The organism is Balneatrix alpica DSM 16621, from assembly GCF_000619885.1.
Taxonomy (GTDB): Bacteria; Pseudomonadota; Gammaproteobacteria; order Pseudomonadales; family Balneatricaceae; genus Balneatrix; species Balneatrix alpica.
The window spans coordinates 43,973-62,841 of sequence record NZ_JHUZ01000016.1; the positions used below are offsets into that span (position 1 = coordinate 43,973).

Sequence of the window (18,869 nt, forward strand, 5' to 3'; positions counted from 1 at the left end):
CGGGCCAAAGACCCGCGAGGAGAAAATGATGAAGACAGCACTACCTCGATTGACCCTGCTGGCGGCCTCATTGGCCTTCAGTACCAGCCTACTGGCCGCCGAGGACAAGGTTCTCAATGTCTATAACTGGTCAGACTACATCGATGAGTCTGTACTGACTCAGTTTGAAGAGGAAACCGGAATCAAGGTGGTGTATGACGTTTTCGACGCCAACGAAACCCTGGAAAGTAAGTTACTGGCAGGCGCCTCCGGCTATGATGTGGTGGTGCCTTCCTCTAACTTTCTGGCGCGCCAGATCAAGGCTGGTGTGTTCCAGCAGCTGGATAAGTCTAAGCTGCCGAACCTGAGCAATGTGTGGGAGCCAATTCAGGCGCGGATGGATGAAAGTGGTATCAGCGATTATTCCATCAACTATATGTGGGGCACGATCGGCATCGGCTACAACGTCGACAAAATCAAAGAGCGGATGCCTGACGCACCAGTTAACTCCTACGATTTGGTGTTTAACCCGGAAATTGCTGCCAAGTTTGCCGATTGTGGCATCCATATCCTTGATGCCCCCTCTGATGTGGCTCAGTTAGTGCTGAACTATATTGGCAAGAACCCCAATACCACCGATCCGAAAGAGCTTGAAGCAATCGAAGAGCCGCTACTGGCGGTACGCCCGCATATCCGTAAATTCCACTCTTCCGAGTACATTAATGCACTGGCCAATGGCGATATCTGTATTGCGGTGGGTTACTCCGGTGACATTCTGCAGGCCCGTGACCGAGCCGATGAAGCGGGCAATGGCGTGCAGGTCAAATTTGTTATCCCCAAAGAAGGCACCCAGGTATGGTTTGACCAGATGGCCATTCCCAAGAGTGCAGAGCACCCAGACAATGCGCATCAGTTTATGAACTTTATGCTACGTCCTGAGGTGATTGCCAAGGTATCCAATGCAGTGGCTTACGCTAACGGTAACAAGTTTGCCAAAGAGCACATGGACCAGGAAATTGTAAATGACCCAGGCATCTATCCTTCTGATGAAACGATGAACCGCCTGTTCAATGCGACGGTCTTGCCCACCAAGGCAACCCGTGCCCTGACCCGGATTTGGACGCGGGTTAAGAGTAACTAATCCTTTTTTGGTGATAAGTGGTAACGGGCAGGCATTAACCTGACCTGTAGGAACCAACACCCCTGGTGCGATGATGTGCCAGGGGTGTTTTTTTTCTGCTCTGGAGAAGCGTGGGAGTAGGCCTTAAAGACAGAGAAAGTAGCGAAACAGGATTTTTTTAAACCGATGGGTTAGATTTTTATTGACTCAAGAGTCAGGATTTAATTTAAATAGGAGCATTCGAGCCATGCCGTGAATAAGTACAACGATGAGGAGAGCGCCTTGATCAAGTTCTTACTGAATCAGGAACTCAGGGTGGAGACTGAGATAGACCCCAACCTGACCGTACTGCAGTATCTGCGTAATCTGGTCAGAAAGACAGGGACCAAAGAAGGCTGTGCCTCCGGTGACTGTGGTGCCTGCACCGTGGTGATCGGTGAGCCGGATGGCGAGCGGATGCGTTATCGCACCCTCAACTCCTGCCTCACCTTTGTTGCCGCCCTGGATGGTAAACAGCTGATTACCGTCGAAGGCCTGCAAGACGAAGGTGTACTCCATCAGGTGCAGCAGTCGATGGTGGATTGCCATGGTTCCCAGTGCGGTTTTTGCACCCCGGGCTTCATCATGTCGATGTTTGCGCTCTACAAGAATGAAAGCCAGGCTGATCGCCACAAGATCGAAGAAGCCCTGGCCGGCAATCTGTGTCGTTGTACCGGCTACCGTCCGATTGTCGAGGCGGCAGAGCAGATGTACACCAATGCCATGGCGGATAAGTTTGATCGCCTGCAAGGCCAGACCCTGCAGCAGCTGGGTGAGATTCAGCCGCAGCAAACCGCTGAATTGAAGGGGGCAGGGCGGGTTAGCTTCAGCCCCACAACGCTGGATGAACTGGCCGCACTCTATGAGCAGCATCCCGCCGCGCGCCTGCTGGCGGGTGGAACGGACTTGGCCTTGGAGGTCACCCAGTTTCACCGTGAGCTGCCTACCCTGATTTATTTGGGGCAGGTGGCAGAGCTGAAACAAATCCATGAGTTTGACGATCGCATTGAGTTTGGTGCCGCGGCGCCCTTGAGCGATTGCGCCCCTTATCTCAGTCGTGAATACCCCTCCTTTGGCCAGCTATTGCAGCGCTTTGCCTCCCTGCAGATTCGCAACCAGGGCACCCTGGGGGGCAATATTGGTAATGCTTCCCCTATCGGTGATGCCCCGCCGGCGCTGATTGCCCTCAATGCGGAGGTGGTGCTGCGCAAGGGTAGCAAGCGCCGTATCCTGGCGCTGAAAGACTACTTTATCGACTACAAGGTCACCGCCCGTCAGGAGTCGGAGTTTATTGAGAAGATCATCGTGCCTAAGGCCAGCGCCCATGGTGTCGTACGCTTCTACAAGGTCTCCAAGCGTTTGGATGATGACATCTCCGCGGTGCTGGGTGCCTTTAACCTGACCTTGCAGCAGGGCATTGTGACAGAGGCCCGTATTGCCTTTGGCGGCATGGCGGCGATTCCCAAGCGTGCCCGTGCCTGTGAGCAGGTACTGCTGGGTCATCCCCTGGATGAAGCAACCCTGACCCGTGCCCGTCAGGCCCTTAGCCAAGACTTCACCCCGATTTCCGACTTCCGTGCCAGCAAAGAATACCGTCTGCTGGTGGCGCAGAATCTGCTGACTCGCTATGCCCTGGAAATCACCACCCCTGAACTCGCAACCCAGGTGACTGCCCATGTCTAATCATCAGCCCAAACTCAGTTACGAACAGTTGTTGCAGCGGGTGCAGGAGGATATCGTCACCGGCGTGGGCCGTAGTGTGCGTCACGACAGTGCTGCCAAGCAGGTCAGTGGCGAAGCCCAGTACGTCGATGATCGTCTGGAGTTTCCCAACCAGCTGCATCTGTACGCCCGTTTAAGTGAGCGTGCCCATGCCCGTATCAAGCGTATCGATACCGCGCCCTGCTATCAGGTGCCGGGGGTGGTGAAGGTACTGACCGCCGCCGATGTACCGGGACAGTTGGATATCGGTGCGGTACTGCCGGGTGATCCGCTGATGGCCAACGAGGTGGTGGAATATGTTGGCCAGACCATTCTGGCGGTAGCGGCAGACAGCCTGGAAAACGCCCGCAAAGGGGCGATGGCGGCGATTATTGAATACGAAGACTTGGAAGCCATCCTGGATGTAGAAGAGGCGCTGGCTCGCCAGCACTTTGTCAGCCCCAGCCATACCCATAAGCGTGGTGACTCTGCCGCAGCCTTGGCAGCCGCCCCCCACCGGTTGCAGGGCAAGGTGCATATTGGCGGCCAGGAACACTTCTATCTGGAGACGCAAATCTCCTTCGCGATTCCCAATGAAGATGGTGGGGTATTGATTTTTGCCTCCTGCCAGCACCCCTCGGAGATGCAAAAGCTGGTGGCGGAGGTGCTGGGCATTCCCATGCACAAGGTGACGGTGGACATGCGCCGCATGGGCGGTGGTTTTGGCGGTAAAGAGACCCAGTTTGCCGGTCCTGCCTGTCTGGCAGCGTTGGCAGCGGTACTGACCGGACGTCCGGCCAAGATGCGCCTGCCACGGATGGAAGACATGCTGATGACCGGCAAGCGCCATCCGTTCTTCAATCAATACGATGTCGGCTTTGATGACCAGGGCCGTATTGTCGGTATTGAGATGGATTTGGCGGGCAACTGTGGCTATTCCCCCGATCTGTCCAACTCCATTGTTGATCGGGCGATGTTCCACGCCGATAACGCCTACTATCTCGGTGAGGCCACCATTCATGGTCACCGCTGTAAAACCCATACCGCCTCCAACACCGCCTATCGTGGTTTTGGTGGGCCCCAGGGCATGATCATGCCGGAAATTATTCTGGATGATATCGCCCGCTACCTGGGCAAAGACCCGCTGGAAGTCCGTAAGGTCAACTTCTACGGCAAAGAGGAGCGCAACGTCACCCACTACTACCAAAAGGTGGAAGACAATATCGCGCCGGAAATTGTCGCCGAGCTGGAGGCCAGCAGTGATTACCAGGCGCGCCGCCAGGCGATTGCCGCCTTTAACCAGCAGAGTCCGATCCTGAAGAAGGGACTGGCCCTGACCCCGGTCAAGTTTGGCATCTCCTTTACCGCCAGCTTCCTCAACCAGGCCGGTGCCCTGGTACACATCTACACCGACGGCAGCATCCAGCTTAACCATGGCGGCTGTGAAATGGGCCAGGGATTGAATACCAAGGTGGCTCAGGTGGTGGCGCAAGAGTTTCAGGTGGATATCGACCGTATCCAGATTACCGCCACCAACACCGACAAGGTGCCCAATACCTCGCCAACGGCGGCCTCCTCCGGTGCTGACCTGAACGGTAAGGCGGCGCAGAATGCCGCCCGTACCATCAAGCAGCGTCTGGTCGAGTTTGCCGCTAAGCACTTCCGGGTGACGGAAGAGGATGTGGTATTTAAAAATAACCATGTGCTGATTCGTGATGAGATTCTGCCCTTTGCGGACTTTATCCAGCTGGCCTATTTCAACCAGATCTCCCTGTCCAGCACCGGCTTCTATCGCACACCGAAAATTTACTATGACCGTGATCAGGCCCGTGGCCGTCCCTTCTATTACTACGCCTATGGGGCAGCCTGCGCCGAAGTGGTGATCGACACCCTGACCGGTGAATACAAGGTGACCCGGGTGGACATCCTCCATGATGTAGGGGCCTCACTGAACCCCGCCATCGACATTGGTCAGGTGGAAGGCGGCTTTATTCAGGGCATGGGCTGGCTGACCACTGAGGAGCTGGTGTGGAATGACAAGGGCCGCCTGCTCACCTCGGGCCCGGCCAGTTACAAGATTCCTGCGATCGCTGATACCCCGCCGGATTTCCGCGTCAAGCTGGTGGAGAGTCGTCCCAATCAGGAAGATACCGTCTACCACTCCAAAGCAGTGGGCGAACCACCCTTTATGCTGGGGATTGCGGTGTTCTGTGCCCTCAAGGACGCCATTGCCAGTGTGGCGGACTATCGCTATAGCCCGCAGATTGATGCCCCTGCGACCCCGGAGCGGGTACTCTTTGCCTGCCAACAACTACGTCAGCAGGTCAGCGCCAGTCAGGCTGCCAGCAGTCTGCAACCGGCCTAAGCGAGGCAAGTATGCAAAACTGGATCAGCGCCCTCGCCGAGATGCAGCAACAGGGAGAACCCTGCGTGCTGGTGACCATCCTGGCGGATCAGGGTTCCACCCCCCGCGATGCCGGCAGCAAGATGCTGGTCAGCAAGGAGCGCTGCATCGATACCATTGGCGGCGGCCACCTGGAGTACAAGGTAATCGCCCTGGCCCGGCAAATGCTGGAGGAGGGCGCCAGCCAGCTGCGGGTGGAACGCTTTGCCCTGGGGGCTAACCTGGGCCAATGCTGTGGCGGTGCCACCCTGGTGATACTGGAACCGCTTGGCCAAGTGCGTGCGGAGATCGCGTTATTTGGTGCAGGCCATGTGGGGCGGGCGCTGGCCCCCTTGCTGGCCAGCCTGCCCTGCAAGGTGCGTTGGATTGACTCCCGTGCCGAGGAGTTTCCAGAGCAGATACCGGCTGGGGTGAGCCAAATCATCAATGAAGACCCAGTGGAGGAAGTAGCCAACCTACCCAAGGGTGCTTATGTGATAGTGATGACCCACAATCATCAGCTTGATCTGGAGCTGGCCCACGCCATCCTCAGCCGGGATGACTTCGCCTACTTCGGCCTGATCGGCTCGCGCACCAAGCGGATGAAGTTTGAACACCGCCTGCAACAGCGACAGCACAGTGCCGAACGCCTGGCGAAAATGCGCTGCCCCCTGGGGCTGCCAGAGGTGAAGGGCAAACTGCCCGCCGAAATCGCCGTGGCGGTGGCCGCTGAAGTCATCGCCACTTATAGCCAGCAGCAGAGTCAGACTCAGCCTGCTGGGCAACTGGATAAAGAACAGCAACGAGCCCAGCTCAAACTGCTGACTTCACTCGCTTCTTAACCTGAATTCGGGCGGCGTGTTGGTCCCTGTGCGGGACAGCGCCGCCCGCGCTATGTATGGGATATACACCATGGCCACAAGCAAGGCTTTTCGCAGTGCCATCCTGCACTGCCAGGATGACCCCGCCAAGGTTGGCTTTGAACAGGCAATTGAATACTTCGAAGATGGTTTGCTGATCGTTGCGGATGGGCAGATCCAGGCGGTGGGACCGGCCAGCGATCTGTTGCCCGGCCTGGCGGCGGATACCGAGCTGGTGGAATACCCCAATGGCTTGATCGTACCTGGCTTTATCGACACCCATATCCACTATCCGCAAACCGGCATGATTGCTGCCTACGGTGAGCAGCTGCTGGACTGGCTGAATAACTACACCTTCCCCACCGAGCGTCACTTTGCCGATAAAGAGCATGCCCGTGGGGTGGCCAAAGTCTTCCTGCAGGAACTGCTGCGTAACGGCACCACCACCGCCCTGGTGTTTGGCACCATGCACAAGGAATCGGTGGATGCCTTCTTCGAGGAAGCCGCACGCTCCAACCTGCGCATGATTTGCGGCAAGGTGATGATGGATCGCAATGCGCCGGATTACCTGACCGATACGCCGGAATCCAGCTATGCCGACTCCAAAGAGCTGATCGAACGCTGGCATGGCCAGGGCCGTGCCCTCTATGCCGTCACCCCGCGCTTTGCCCCGACCAGTAGCGAGGCCCAGTTAAGCGAGGCGGGTCGCCTGCTGCAGGAGTATCCGGATGTATACCTGCATACCCATCTGTCGGAAAACAAAGCCGAAGTGGAGTGGGTGAAGGCACTCTTCCCCCAGTGCAGTGGCTATCTGGACGTCTATGATCACTTTGGCTTGCTGCGCCCCCGTGCGGTCTATGCCCACGGTATTCATTTGGAGGATGCGGAGTTTAAGCGTCTGGCCGAAACCGACTCCGCCATTGCCTTCTGCCCCACCTCCAACCTGTTCCTGGGCAGTGGGCTGTTTAATCTCAGCAAGGCGGAGCAGTATCAGGTCAAGGTTGGCCTGGGTACCGATGTGGGTGCAGGCACCAGCTTCTCGCTGCTGCAAACTATGAACGAAGCTTACAAAACCCAGCAATTGCAGGGGCGTAAGCTGCATCCCTATAAATCCCTCTACCTGGCCACTTTAGGTGGAGCGCAAGCGCTACATCTGGAGGACAAACTGGGTAACCTCAATCCCGGTAAAGAGGCGGACTTTGTGGTGCTGGACTACCAGGCCACACCTTTGCTCGACTTCCGCCTGCAACAGGCCAAGGACATTGAAGAGCGCCTGTTTGTATTGAGCATTCTTGGCGATGACCGGGCGGTTAAAGCCACCTACGCCGCCGGCGAGTGCGTCCATCAGCGCGACTAAGGCCGCTTATGCTTTACCCCGCGTTGGCGGGGTGAAGCAAGATGAGCCTAACCAATCGCCTCACTGGCCTGGATACGTCGCCTAAACACCAGCCATGCCAGCCATAACCCACCGGTTAATCCCAGGGCGGTATAGAGCGCCGGTTGCGGATTCTCCACACTGCTATAGGCCCCCGCCAGACTGGCAATCAGCACATAGGGCAGGCTGCCCAACAACCAATACAGGGCAAAACGACGCCAGGGCATGGCACAGACCCCAGCCATGCAAGCCGACACCTCCGGCAAAATCGGCAAGGCCCGCGCCAATAACAACACCCCACTGCCATGCTGACGAAACAGCATCATCGCTGCTGCCCGCTCCTCAGCTTGCGGAACCAGGCGGCACAACAACGCCTCACCATAGCGGCGACTCAGCAGATAGCCCAGATGGCCCGCCACCGTTACCCCCAGCATCCCGGTCAGGCTGCCCAACACCGGCCCCAGCCAATAACCACTGAAAATCAACAGCGTCAGGGTGGGTACTGCAATCAGTAAATCGGCGATCAGCAACGCACTGATTAACAGGGCGATATAAAAGGGTGAAATCGCTTTGGCAGCCTGCAAATAAAGTTCTATCTTCTCTAGGCTTAAGAGCCCCGTGCTGCGCAGCAACACAAAGGTGCTGGCAAATACCAGCACCAGGGTCAGCATCATTTTCAGTAAGGGTTTCATCGTGCACCTCCTCTTCTTGCCCTCAGGTTAAGAGGCGCGGTGCTATTTTTCGTTAACCTGGGTTAATTGGCTCAGCAGGAGAGACTATGTCAGCTGCAGTCTTGGTAATTGATGTACAGGCCGTACTTTTTGACGCTTACCCCGCCCCCTTTGAAGGGCAGGAGGTAGTACAACGGATTAACCAGCTGACGGAATGGGCGCGTGCCCAAGGGTTGCCGGTGCTGTTTATCCAACATGAAAAAGCCGATACCGGCATTGCCTACCAAAGCCCTGGTTGGCAATTACAGGCCGGCTTAAGGGTGCAGGAGCAGGATCAGCGCATTCGCAAAACCACGCCGGACTCTTTCTTGCAGACCGATTTGGAGGAAAGCCTGCGTCGCCAGGGTATTGACGAAGTATTGGTGTGTGGTTATGCCAGCGAGTTTTGCGTGGATACCACCGTGCGCCGTGCCGCTGCCCTGGGTTTTACAGTGAAGCTGGTGGCGGATGCCCACACCACTGTGGATAAACCCCATGCCAGTGGGGCCCAGATACGTCAGCACCACAATGCCAGCCTGAGTTGCATCAGCAGCTTTAGCGGCAAGATTAGTGCGCCGACGTTAGCGGAAATCATGCAGGGTTAAGACAACAGCGACGCCAATGCGGAGTGAGCCTCGGCTTGGCGCCGCCGCAACTGCGTACCCGCGTTTCGGGTAGGTATGAAAGGGATGCCCTCGCTGTTACAGGGCATCCCTCGGTCAAATCAAACCCTTAACCCGCGCTACTGGCCAGTTGGCTGGCGGCGTAGTAGGCCAGCGGGGAGGCGAGCAGAATACTGAGTGCCGTCCGCTGGAACCAAATCACCACCATCTGCCGCACGCTGAGGGGGATCTCGGTCGAGAGGACACAGGGAATGGTGGCGGAGAAGAACAGAATCGACGATACCGACACTACCCCGATGACAAAGCGGGAGACGACATCGGCCTGGGCCATCAGCAAGGCAGGCAGGAACATTTCCGCCAGCCCCGTGGCACTGGCTTTGCCAATGGCCAGGGGATCGGGTAACTGGGCCAGCCAGGCAAAGGGATAAAACAGGTAGCCCAGCCAGTCGAACACCGGGGTGTACTTGGCGACCAGCAAGCCCAGCAGACCAATGGAGAGAATGGAGGGCAGGATGGCGATGGCCATCACCACCCCTTCTTTCAGATTGAGTGCCACGCTTTGCCACAGCGGCGGAGCTTTTTCCGCTACCTGCAGGCCTTCACTCATCGCCTGTTGCAGGCGTTGACCGGAGGCTACCTGGGGCTCTGGCTGGCTACTGTGATTGTCCATACCCGCTAGTGGCCAGAGACGTACATGGATGGCGGTCACACTGAAGCTGACCAGCAGGGTCGACCAGAAATACAGGTTCCATATTTCCATCAAACCCAGGGTTTTCGCCACGATCACCATAAAGGTGGCGGATACGGTAGAGAAGCCGGTGGCTATAATGGCGGCCTCTTTGGCGGAGTAGCCGCCAGCCTTGTACACCCGATTGGTAATCAACAGGCCAATGGAGTAGCTGCCGACAAAGGAGGCAACGGCATCAATCGCAGAGCGGCCGGGGGTTTTCCACAGGGGGCGCATGATGGGTTGTACCAGCACCCCGACCAGTTCGAGCAGTCCATAGCTGATTAAAAAAGCCAGAAAAACGGCACCAATAGGAACGATCAACCCCACCGGGATGACCAGCTTATTGAACAGGAAAGGCAGCATGTCTTTGCTGAACAGGAAGTCAGGGCCCACCTCAAAATAGGCCATCAGGCCAACCACTACCCCCGCCAGCTTGAGCAACGAGAAGATACGGCTGGTCATATTGCGTCGCCAGCTACCCTGGATAAAGGGGTAGAGCCCCCCGGCAATGATTAACGCCAGGGCATAGAGGCCGATGCCGGACTGCTGGCGCAACCAGGACACCAGGTGATCAAGGGGGATGGTACTGACTCCATTGAGGGTGACAGGGACGAAAAAGAACAGGATGCCAATCAGGCTGAAGGCGATCAGCTTGACGATGGCAGGGACGCGACGCTCCTCCGGTATGGCTGAACTGGGTGAGGTCATCACAGGGCTCCTTGTTAGATAGATCGGCTTTTTGGCGCGATCGGTGTTGTTTTTATTTAAATGTATATACAAATATAGGCAGTGTTCAGCACAGGTCAACGAGATTTTTATTCCGTGCCCCAGAAAAGTGGCCAAGCCACGAATGGATTGAGCTGTAGAGGAGCTGTGAGAGGGAAGTCCCTACTTTTTATATTGAATTGAGTCGTCTGCCTGGCTTTGACAGATCAAAACGATCTTAAAACTGGCGTGGTTATGAGTTTTGTTTGCCAAAAGCTAAGTTATGTAAAGATGCAGCCTGAGGATGTAGGCAACTTATGTAAGGTTGTATCCAGTTAGTGCGCAGGGTTTTGCATAGGTCTGCTTGGGCGATGGTCGATCGCATGCCAATCAGAACAGGATAATAACTATGCAGGCGCTTCCCACCGGCTCTTCTTTCGAGCATTTCCTTCAGTTATCGGTTTATCTCACTGGTTTTTCCCGCTTTGAATTATTGGGTACGGGGCAGGCCCAGGCCTACTTTGCCTGGTTGGAGGAAAAGGCCGGTGCCCCCTTCCAGCAGTTATTGCAGGGTTATGCCAGTGCCGGGCAGTCCGCCGCGGCGCTGCAACAGCTGCTCTATCAGCCCGGCCAGGCGCAGTTGCAACCCCTGGTGCAGAGCCTGATTAAGCTGTGGTATCTGGGGCAGTGGTTTGATCCACAGGACTCCAGTCAGAGCGAAATTTTAAGCCCTGAATCCTATCAACAGGGCTTGGTCTGGAATGCGATTGACGCCCACCCTCAAGCCGCCAAGCAGCAAGGTTTTGCTGCCTGGGCGATGCCACCCCAGCAGGGTCTGGAGGTGGAGCATGAGTAAGGTCAGCCTGAAGGATGCCCTCAGTCGGGAATACGATGTGGTGATCGTGGGAGGAGGCATAGCCGGTGCCCTGGTTGCCAAGCGCTTAAGCAAAGCGGGGCAGCGCTGCCTGATTCTGGAGGCCGGTCTAGGCCAGGGGGATAGCTATCAGGGCTACCTGGACTTTGTCCAAACCTATTATCAGGCCACGGTAAAAATTCCCAATGCGCCCTATCCGGTTAATCCTAATGCGCCGGAGCCACTGGTCACGGATACCGCACGGATTAAGCCGGGCCACCCGGATGAGAAGGGCTATTTTGTCCAGTTTGGCCCCCTGCCGTTTAGCTCTTCCTATACCCGTTACCTGGGGGGCACCACACTGCACTGGTTGGGCACCTGCCTGCGGATGCTGCCGGATGATTTTCAGCTCTATAGTCGTTATGGGGTGGGGCGTGACTGGCCCTTTGGCTATGAGCAGTTGGAGCCCTGGTACCGCCGCGCCGAATATGAGCTGGGGGTCTCAGCGGAGGTCAGCGAGCAGGCTTACCTGGGGGTGCACTTTAGTCAGGACTATGTCTATCCGATGCATGGCTTACCTGCCAGTTGGAGCGATAACCAGCTAGCAGCGGCGGTCAATGGTATGGCCATTGTGGAGGGGGAGGAGTCTTTCCAGCTCTACGTGCGGGGTACCCCGGCGGCACGTAATGGTATTCCCAATCCGGCTTATGATCAGGGCCGTGGTTATCGCCCGGTTGGCGCGGTGGGAAATCCCGGGGTGGGGCAGCGTTGCATGGGTAACACCGCCTGCGTGCCGATTTGCCCGATCCAAGCCAAGTACAGCGCCCTGAAAACCCTGGCCCAGGCGGATGCCGACTATCTCGATATTCTGCCCCAGGCGGTTGCCACCCGTCTGCAGATTGATCCCCACACCCAGCAGATCAGCGCCATCCATTTCCAACATTACCCGAGTCCGGAACGCCCCCACTATAGCGAGCATCAGGTGCAGGCTAAGCGCTATGTGCTGGCTGCCCATGCGGTGGCCAATGCGGTACTGCTGCTTGCGTCGGGTGCCTGCAAGGGCAATGAAATGGTGGGGGCCAATCTGATGGATCATCCCGAGCTCTTGGCTTGGGGGCTGGCGCCTCAGCCGTTGTGGCCATTACGGGGGCCCCTGGCCACTTCCGGGATTGAGGACATGCGTACCGGTGCATTCCGCCAACGGCGGGCGCCCTTCCGGATGGAAATGGGCAATGATGGTTGGTTGTGGCCAACCAATGCTCCCCAGTCGGATGTGGAGCAATTGTTGGGGGAGGGTCATATCGGCACCGATTTACGCCAGCGTTTGCGGGATCAGGTCAGCCGTCAGTTCCGCTTCGGTATTCTGGTGGAGCAGCTGCCGGAGTTGAGTAATAGAGTCAGTATTGATGAACGCTACAAGGATGCCCTGGGGAATTACCGCCCGGTGATTCACTATGATCTGTCGCCCTATACCCGTGCTGGTTTTGTGCAGGCTTCCCGTACTGCCCAGCAGATTTTCAAGCAGGCGGGGATTGAGGATCGCAGCCAATATACCCCCAATCAGGCCGGTTACTTTGAATACGAAGGGCAGGCGCTGAGTTTCTTTGGCGCTGGCCATTTTGCTGGCACCCATTGCATGGGGGATGATCCCGCCACCTCAGTGGTGAATCCGCAGCAGCGTTGTTGGCAACATCCCAATCTGTACCTGGTGGGATGCGGCAATATGCCGACCCTGGGCACCTCTAACCCTACCTTAACCATGACGGCACTGACTCTTTGGGCGGCGGATAACCTGCTGCAAGACCTGCAAGGTCAGGGTCATGCGTAGCCTGAGCTGGCAGGAGGCCAGCGCTAAGCAGTACGACGTGATTATCGTTGGCAGTGGCTTTGCCGGCAGTATCCTGGCCAAGCAACTGCAGCAGGGAGGTAAGCGGGTGCTGATCCTTGAGGCAGGGGCGGGGGCCGGGGTGGATTACGGCCAGCACCTGAGCTATGTGCGCCACTTTATGAGTGCCACGGCGAAGACGCCCAACTCCCCCTTTCCCGCCAGTGCCAATGCCCCTCAGCCCGAGGTGACCGATGTTGAGAAGATCACCCCGGGCCAACCTTCCTGCAAAGGCTACTTTGTTCAAATGGGGCCGCAACCCTTTGAAAGTAATTACACCCGGCGCTTGGGTGGCACCTCTCTGCACTGGTTTGGTAGCTGTCCGCGCATGCTGCCGCAGGACTTTCGCCTCTATCGTGAGTATGGCGTGGGGGTGGACTGGCCCCTGGATTATGACGAGCTGGAGCCTTACTACCGTCAGGCGGAGGCGGAAATTGGCGTGGCGGCTGAGGTCGAGGAGCAAGCCTACCTGGGGATTCATTTTCCCGCCGACTATGTTTACCCGATGCACCGGATACCGCCCAGTTATCTGGATCAATGGATGCAGCAGGGCCTGCGTGATTATCGCCTGGAGGATGGTCAGCGGCTGCGGATTCAATCGATTCCGCAGGCCCGTAACAGCCTGCCCAATGCCGGCTACAACCAGGGCCGGGGTTACCGGGTTCAGGGTGCAGCGGGCAACCCAGGCCAGGGGCAGCGCTGCATGGGCAACTCCAGCTGTATTCCGATTTGCCCGATTCAGGCGCGCTACAACAGCCTGAAAACCCTGGCGCAAACCGAGGTGGAGGTGTTAACCCAGGCGGTGGCATCACAGTTGGAGCTGGAGCCCGGCAGTGGCCGGGTGACCGCCCTGCAGGTGAAATATTGGGCCACGGAACAGAGCAGCGATTTTATCCCTCTGCGTTTGAGTGCGCCCTGGATCGTCTTGGCGGCCAATGCCATCGAAAACGCCACCCTGCTGCAAGCCTCCGCAGCCTGTGGCCAGAGTGGTGAGCTGGGACGCAATCTGATGGATCATCCGGCGATCCTGTCCTGGGGTCTGGCACCCCAGTCGATTGGTGCCTTCCGTGGTCCGGGGTTGACCTCGACCCTGGTGAACTATCGTGGCGGTGATTTTCGCCGTCAGCGGGCCGCCTTTGTGCTGGAAATCGGCAACTGGGGCTGGAGCTGGCCCTTTAATGAGCCAAACGACAGCAGCATCGCCCTGATTGAGCAGGGTTGCTATGGCCGCGACCTGCGTCAGCGGCTGGGGGCGACACTGCCGCGGCAGATTCGGCTGGACATGATGACCGAGCAATTGCCCAGCCGTTTTAACCGGGTGGAGATCGACCCGCGCTGGCGTGATCGCCTGGGTAACTACCGGCCCGTGCTGCACTATCAGGTCGATCACTACAGCCAGGCGGGGATGGTGTTTGCCCGCCAGCTGGCGGTGCAGTTATTCCGCCAGTTAGGCATCGAGGATTACAGCCAGTATCAGCCCAGCAATCCGGGCTACTTCGAGTTTGGCCAGCAGGGGTATAGCTGGTCCGGGGTCGGCCACGTGGCCGGTACCCATCGTATGGGCAAGCAGGCCGCCAGCTCGGTGGTGAACTCCTATCAGCAAGCCTGGCAACACCCCAACCTCTATGTGATTGGCTGCGGCAGCATGCCCACCCTGGGCACCTCTAACCCCACCCTCACCATGACTGCTCTCACCCTGCGCACAGCCCAGCATTTGCTGGCAAGGAGCTCGTGATATGAAAAGCGTTTCTACCCTGGATGCAGCAACCCTGCAGGCTGAGTTTGCTGCCAAGGGCTATGTCCCCCTGCAGAGCCACAAGTCACTGCAAGATGAACTGGCGGATCTGCGTGAGCTGCTGCAAAGCGCGCTGGCGCTGGAGCACGCCACCATTCCACCCTACCTCACGATGCTCTATACCCTGCCGAGTCAGACCCAGTGGCAGGTGGTGGAAATCATTCGCTCGGTGGTGGTGGAGGAGATGCTGCACTTCTCGCTGGTGGCCAATGTGCTCAATGCCATTGGTGGCGAGCCGCAGATAGCGAGCCCAGGCTTTATGCCGGATTATCCGGCGGCCTTACCCTATGGCATCGATGGCATTCGCGTCAGCCTGTTTGGCTTTAGCCATGAGGGGGTGGAGCAGGGCATGGCGATTGAACGCCCGGCGGCGATTGACCCGTTGAAGGTGGCCTCGTTCCGCCGTAATGAGATGACCATTGGCGAGTTTTATGCCTTTATCGAGGCGCGCTTAAGGGCGGCGGTGGCCCGCTACGGTGAGCAGGCGGTGTTCTGTGGTGATCCGAGTCGGCAAATCCCACCCCATGCGTTCTATTACGATGGTGGTGGCGGCATCCTTGAGGTGCACAATCTCAAACAGGCCCTGCAAGCCCTGCAGCTGATTGTTGATCAGGGGGAAGGGACGCCGGATTCAGAGTGGACCGGCCCCTTAAGTGAAGAGGAAGGGGGCTTTCGTGAAGTCGCCCACTATTACCGCTTCCAGCAGTTACAACTGGGACGGCTGTATCAGCCAGGCGACAAGATCAATCATCCTAGCGGCAGCAAGCTGGAGGTGCCCTGGCAGGGTGCCATCCAGGTGCCGGTGGATATGAAACTGGCGGACTACCCGGAGGGTGAGGTACGCCAAGCGGTGTATCGTTTTAACCAGCGCTATTGCCAATTACTGGCGCAGCTGCAGCTCGCCTTTACCGGCCAGCCTGGGCTGTTGCTGCCGGCGGTCGTGGGCATGTGCAGCCTGCGTGATGATTTTAATGCCATTACCGCCAACCCCCTGCCCGGTTTTGACGAATACCACTGCGTGCCGACCTTTGAATATGTCGCGCCGGATTTAACCCTGATTAAACGGGTGGCGGTGGCCGGTAACGAACCCCGCCGTGGCTGTCCGATGGGCAAAGCACAGGCCATGCAGGCGAGCCCCAGTGGGCAACCGGGGGTGGCGACTACCCTGGCGCAGTTGCAGCAGGCCTATTCCCAGGGGGATTTGCCCCTGGCGTTGAGTTGCCTGGCGGAGTCGGTGATCTGGGATATTTCCGGCCCGGTGGAGGTGCCCTACCTGGGGGTCTTCTACGGTCATCAAGGTTTTAGTCGCTTCTGGACCCTCTTGGGGGACACGGTCAACTTCGGCAGCGCCGGTATTGAGGCGGTGTTTATCGATGGCCTGGCCGCCATGGCCTATGGCGGCGAGCAAGGCAGTACCAAGGCGACGGGTGCTCCCTACCACTACGACTGGGCAATTCGCTACCAGTTTGATGCCAATTTTAAAATTACGCTGATGCGGCAGTATTTCGACCCCGATCCGATAAGGGCCGCACTTAGGGCATCAGCTTATCCCCAACCTCAGCCAAAGAAGTGAAGGAGAAGATGATGTCCAATCTGCCCAGTATTCCCTATCCCTTTACCATGCCGTTTTACTACGCCTCCCTGACCAATGTGGGGGTGTTTTATCTGGTGCCCAAAGAGCGGGTATTGCCCTACCTGCAAGGCAGTGACCTGGCCCCGGCGTTGTTTGATGGCAAAGCGATGGTGAGTTTTAACTTTCAGCTTTATAGCGGCCAGTTTGCCAGTGGGGTGGATACCCCGCCGGAGCAGTGGGCCAGCAGTGGCGCCGCCATTACCCAGGAGTTGGAGCTGAATATTGTCGCCTATCCGCAGCAACGGGCCGCGGAGGTGGAACAGATCGACTACCGCGAATACCTGCAAAGCGGTGATCAGACCAAGGTGTATGGCAATCACCGGGTGTGGGTGCCCTGTGATGCAGATGTGGCGATTGCCGCCGGCAAGGGGTTGTTTGGTGAGCCGAAGTTTAAGACCTCCTTCAAGGTTAATTTGGCTTCCCCCAACCCGGTCCGTCAGAGCCGCGAATGCTATCAGCCGGAGTGGGTCAGTACCTGGGGCTTCCGGGTGGATGATCCGGACAATGCCAACCAGGCCATCTTCACCTGCATCGTTGATACCTGTGGTTTAACCCCGGTGCCGGGCAATTTCTCCCCCATCACCGAGTACGGCAGCCATGAGGGCAAGATGATCGGATGCCGCTGGAATATCCTGCAGGCGATGCCGACCTATTTCCTCGACCCCAGCACCCCCCAGGCGGTCAGCCTGACCCTGGGCACCAGCAACCATCCGATGCGTCAGGACATGGAAAAACTGCTGGCCAATGTCGCGCCGGTGGCGGTGCGTACCTATAACTCCCAGCCCGCGGCAATTCAGAGCCGGGCCTATTACCCCTGAGCCCTGTGCCTTTGCACACCCTGTCGCGATTAGCAGGCCCCGCTGGCCGGGGCCAAGGAGTGAAGCATGAATGAGGTCGATAAGCTGTACTTCTCCACCCTGGATGAGGTGCAACAACAGCAGTTTGATTACATTGTGATTGGTGGTGGCGCCTATGGCTCCAGCTTTGCCCACCGCATGTTAGAGCTGCAGCCGGGAGTGCGGATTCTGGTACTGGATAAGGGCAGCTATCTGATTCCGGATCATATTCAGAACCTGCCCCCCACCTATATCAAGCTCAATACCGAGGTGGGCATTCGGCCCTGGGAATACCGGGGCACACCGAATCTGAACTTTATGCCGCAGATCCCCTATGTCGGTGGCCGGGCATTGTTCTGGAATGCCTGGACACCGCAGCCCGATAGTACTGAAATGCCTGACTGGCCGGAGCAGGCAATTGAGCGACTGAACCCCCAGTGGTATGCCACTGGCCACTACATGGGGCGGCGTTACTCCCTGCGCACTCCTGGTAATGCCAATGCCAGCTTGCATCAGCAGATGGGCGAGCGCTTGTTCAGCCAACTCAGTCAGATTCCCGGTGCCAAACCCCAGGCCAGCCCCAGTGCGCTGGACTCGGCCATGGCCACTGGCCAGGATGTGCCACCGGAAGATTGGGCCAAGTTTGCCCCCATTGCCGTGCTAGTGCAGGATCTGCAGGCCTATCCCCAGCAACTACGGGTGGTGGTGGAAGCCGAGGTGTTGCAGCTGCAGGCCAGCGGTCAGCGAATTGATGCCATTGAGACCGCAGCGGGCACCCTGCAGGTGGGCAATGCGCAGCTGATCCTGGCCTGTAATACCCTGGAGGCAGGCTTTCTGCTGACCCGCTCCTTCCCGCAGATGCCGCTGGTGGGAAAAAACCTCTGTGGTCATATTCGCTCCTGGCTGGCCGCTCGGGTGCCAGCCTCGGCGGTGCCGGGCCTGACGGACAGGCTGCAGGCGGTGGCCTATTATCTGCCGGGGCAGGATAAGGTCACTGGTCGCCTGATGCACACCCATATCAGTGTGGTGCATAACCCTCAGCCCGCGCAGAGCCTGGATGTGCTCTACCGCATCCTGCCGGACGCCTCGACCCCGGCGGCCTTGGCTGCCTACCAGGATCCAAACTATGTGGTCTTTATGCTGCATTCCATGGGGGAATTCTTGGGACAGCGTTCGCAGGATTCCTGGAACTATGTTGGCACCCTGAGCGATGGCACGGCCGAGGTCTGTATTCAGTTACAACCGCAGGATAGCCAGTTCTGGCAGGCGATGGATCAAGCCACCTTTGCCGTGATGGAGGCGCTGGTGGCGGAGGCGCCGGTGGAATACCAGCATACCCAGGCCGATGGCAGCATCTGCTGGCGGGCAATACCACCGCAGTCGATCCGTAATCAGGGCTTGGTGCATGAGGCGGGCACGCTATGGATGGGGGATGACCCCGCCACCTCGGTCACTCGTGCCGATGGACGCATGCATCAGTTTGAGAATGTGTATGGGCTGGGCAGCATGTTGTTCCCTCGCCCAGGCTCCTGGAACCCCACCCTGACCGGCGTCGCCCAGGCTTTTGCCCTGGCGCAGCAGTTTGCGCAAAGCTGAGCAGAGCCATCCTGACATGGCCCCCAGGGAAGGGGGCCGGAGCAGA

At 57.9% G+C, this 18,869-nt stretch carries 14 protein-coding genes; 12 read left to right on the top strand and 2 right to left on the bottom strand.

The window, feature by feature from the left end; genetic code table 11:
• The first annotated feature begins 28 nt into the window (after positions 1 to 28).
• The 5 genes from Q334_RS0108605 (at position 29) to guaD (ending at position 7,439) form a co-directional block, all read left to right on the top strand.
• On the top strand, positions 29 to 1,120 hold the full coding sequence (locus Q334_RS0108605) for a polyamine ABC transporter substrate-binding protein (RefSeq protein ID WP_245593673.1): 1,092 nt from the start codon (positions 29 to 31) through the stop codon (positions 1,118 to 1,120).
• Between the two features lie 261 nt (positions 1,121 to 1,381).
• Entirely contained in the window at positions 1,382 to 2,821 is a 1,440-nt protein-coding gene (gene xdhA, locus Q334_RS0108610; RefSeq protein ID WP_027312855.1) for a xanthine dehydrogenase small subunit, read from the top strand.
• Complete coding sequence (gene xdhB / locus Q334_RS0108615) at positions 2,814 to 5,204, top strand: xanthine dehydrogenase molybdopterin binding subunit (RefSeq protein ID WP_027312856.1); 2,391 nt, start codon at positions 2,814 to 2,816, stop codon at positions 5,202 to 5,204. The genes xdhA and xdhB overlap by 8 nt, the downstream gene beginning before the upstream one ends.
• A gap of 11 nt (positions 5,205 to 5,215) precedes the next feature.
• The gene (gene xdhC, locus Q334_RS0108620) at positions 5,216 to 6,064 is read left to right on the top strand and encodes a xanthine dehydrogenase accessory protein XdhC (protein WP_027312857.1); all 849 of its coding nucleotides are present in this window, start codon (positions 5,216 to 5,218) and stop codon (positions 6,062 to 6,064) included.
• Between the two features lie 70 nt (positions 6,065 to 6,134).
• On the top strand, positions 6,135 to 7,439 hold the full coding sequence (guaD, locus tag Q334_RS0108625) for a guanine deaminase (RefSeq protein WP_027312858.1): 1,305 nt from the start codon (positions 6,135 to 6,137) through the stop codon (positions 7,437 to 7,439).
• Between the two features lie 47 nt (positions 7,440 to 7,486).
• On the opposite strand, the gene Q334_RS0108630 is transcribed toward guaD, so the two are convergent.
• Complete coding sequence (locus Q334_RS0108630) at positions 7,487 to 8,149, bottom strand: TVP38/TMEM64 family protein (protein ID WP_027312859.1); 663 nt, start codon at positions 8,147 to 8,149, stop codon at positions 7,487 to 7,489.
• An 86-nt stretch (positions 8,150 to 8,235) separates the two neighbouring features.
• On the opposite strand from Q334_RS0108630, the gene Q334_RS0108635 reads away from it, so the two are divergent.
• On the top strand, positions 8,236 to 8,772 hold the full coding sequence (locus Q334_RS0108635; protein WP_027312860.1) for a cysteine hydrolase family protein: 537 nt from the start codon (positions 8,236 to 8,238) through the stop codon (positions 8,770 to 8,772).
• A 127-nt stretch (positions 8,773 to 8,899) separates the two neighbouring features.
• Here Q334_RS0108635 and Q334_RS0108640 read toward each other — a convergent pair whose 3' ends face one another.
• Positions 8,900 to 10,228 (bottom strand): YjiH family protein, encoded by a 1,329-nt coding sequence (locus Q334_RS0108640; protein WP_035461196.1) that lies wholly within the window; start codon positions 10,226 to 10,228, stop codon positions 8,900 to 8,902.
• Positions 10,229 to 10,634: 406 nt separating this feature from the next.
• On the opposite strand from Q334_RS0108640, the gene Q334_RS0108645 reads away from it, so the two are divergent.
• The 6 genes from Q334_RS0108645 to Q334_RS0108670 all read left to right on the top strand — a co-directional run bounded on the left by Q334_RS0108645 (position 10,635) and on the right by Q334_RS0108670 (position 18,823).
• The gene (locus Q334_RS0108645; RefSeq protein WP_035461198.1) at positions 10,635 to 11,081 is read left to right on the top strand and encodes a hypothetical protein; all 447 of its coding nucleotides are present in this window, start codon (positions 10,635 to 10,637) and stop codon (positions 11,079 to 11,081) included.
• Positions 11,074 to 12,906, top strand: coding sequence for a GMC family oxidoreductase (locus tag Q334_RS0108650; RefSeq protein WP_027312863.1), 1,833 nt, complete (start codon positions 11,074 to 11,076; stop codon positions 12,904 to 12,906). Before Q334_RS0108645 ends, Q334_RS0108650 begins: the two co-directional genes overlap by 8 nt.
• Positions 12,899 to 14,698 (top strand): GMC family oxidoreductase, encoded by a 1,800-nt coding sequence (locus Q334_RS0108655; RefSeq protein ID WP_027312864.1) that lies wholly within the window; start codon positions 12,899 to 12,901, stop codon positions 14,696 to 14,698. Before Q334_RS0108650 ends, Q334_RS0108655 begins: the two co-directional genes overlap by 8 nt.
• A gap of 1 nt (position 14,699) precedes the next feature.
• Complete coding sequence (locus Q334_RS19975; protein WP_051527657.1) at positions 14,700 to 16,331, top strand: ferritin-like domain-containing protein; 1,632 nt, start codon at positions 14,700 to 14,702, stop codon at positions 16,329 to 16,331.
• Between the two features lie 11 nt (positions 16,332 to 16,342).
• Complete coding sequence (locus tag Q334_RS19980) at positions 16,343 to 17,209, top strand: hypothetical protein (RefSeq protein ID WP_051527658.1); 867 nt, start codon at positions 16,343 to 16,345, stop codon at positions 17,207 to 17,209.
• 66 nt (positions 17,210 to 17,275) lie between these two features.
• Complete coding sequence (locus Q334_RS0108670) at positions 17,276 to 18,823, top strand: GMC oxidoreductase (protein ID WP_027312866.1); 1,548 nt, start codon at positions 17,276 to 17,278, stop codon at positions 18,821 to 18,823.
• Positions 18,824 to 18,869 lie beyond the last annotated feature (46 nt).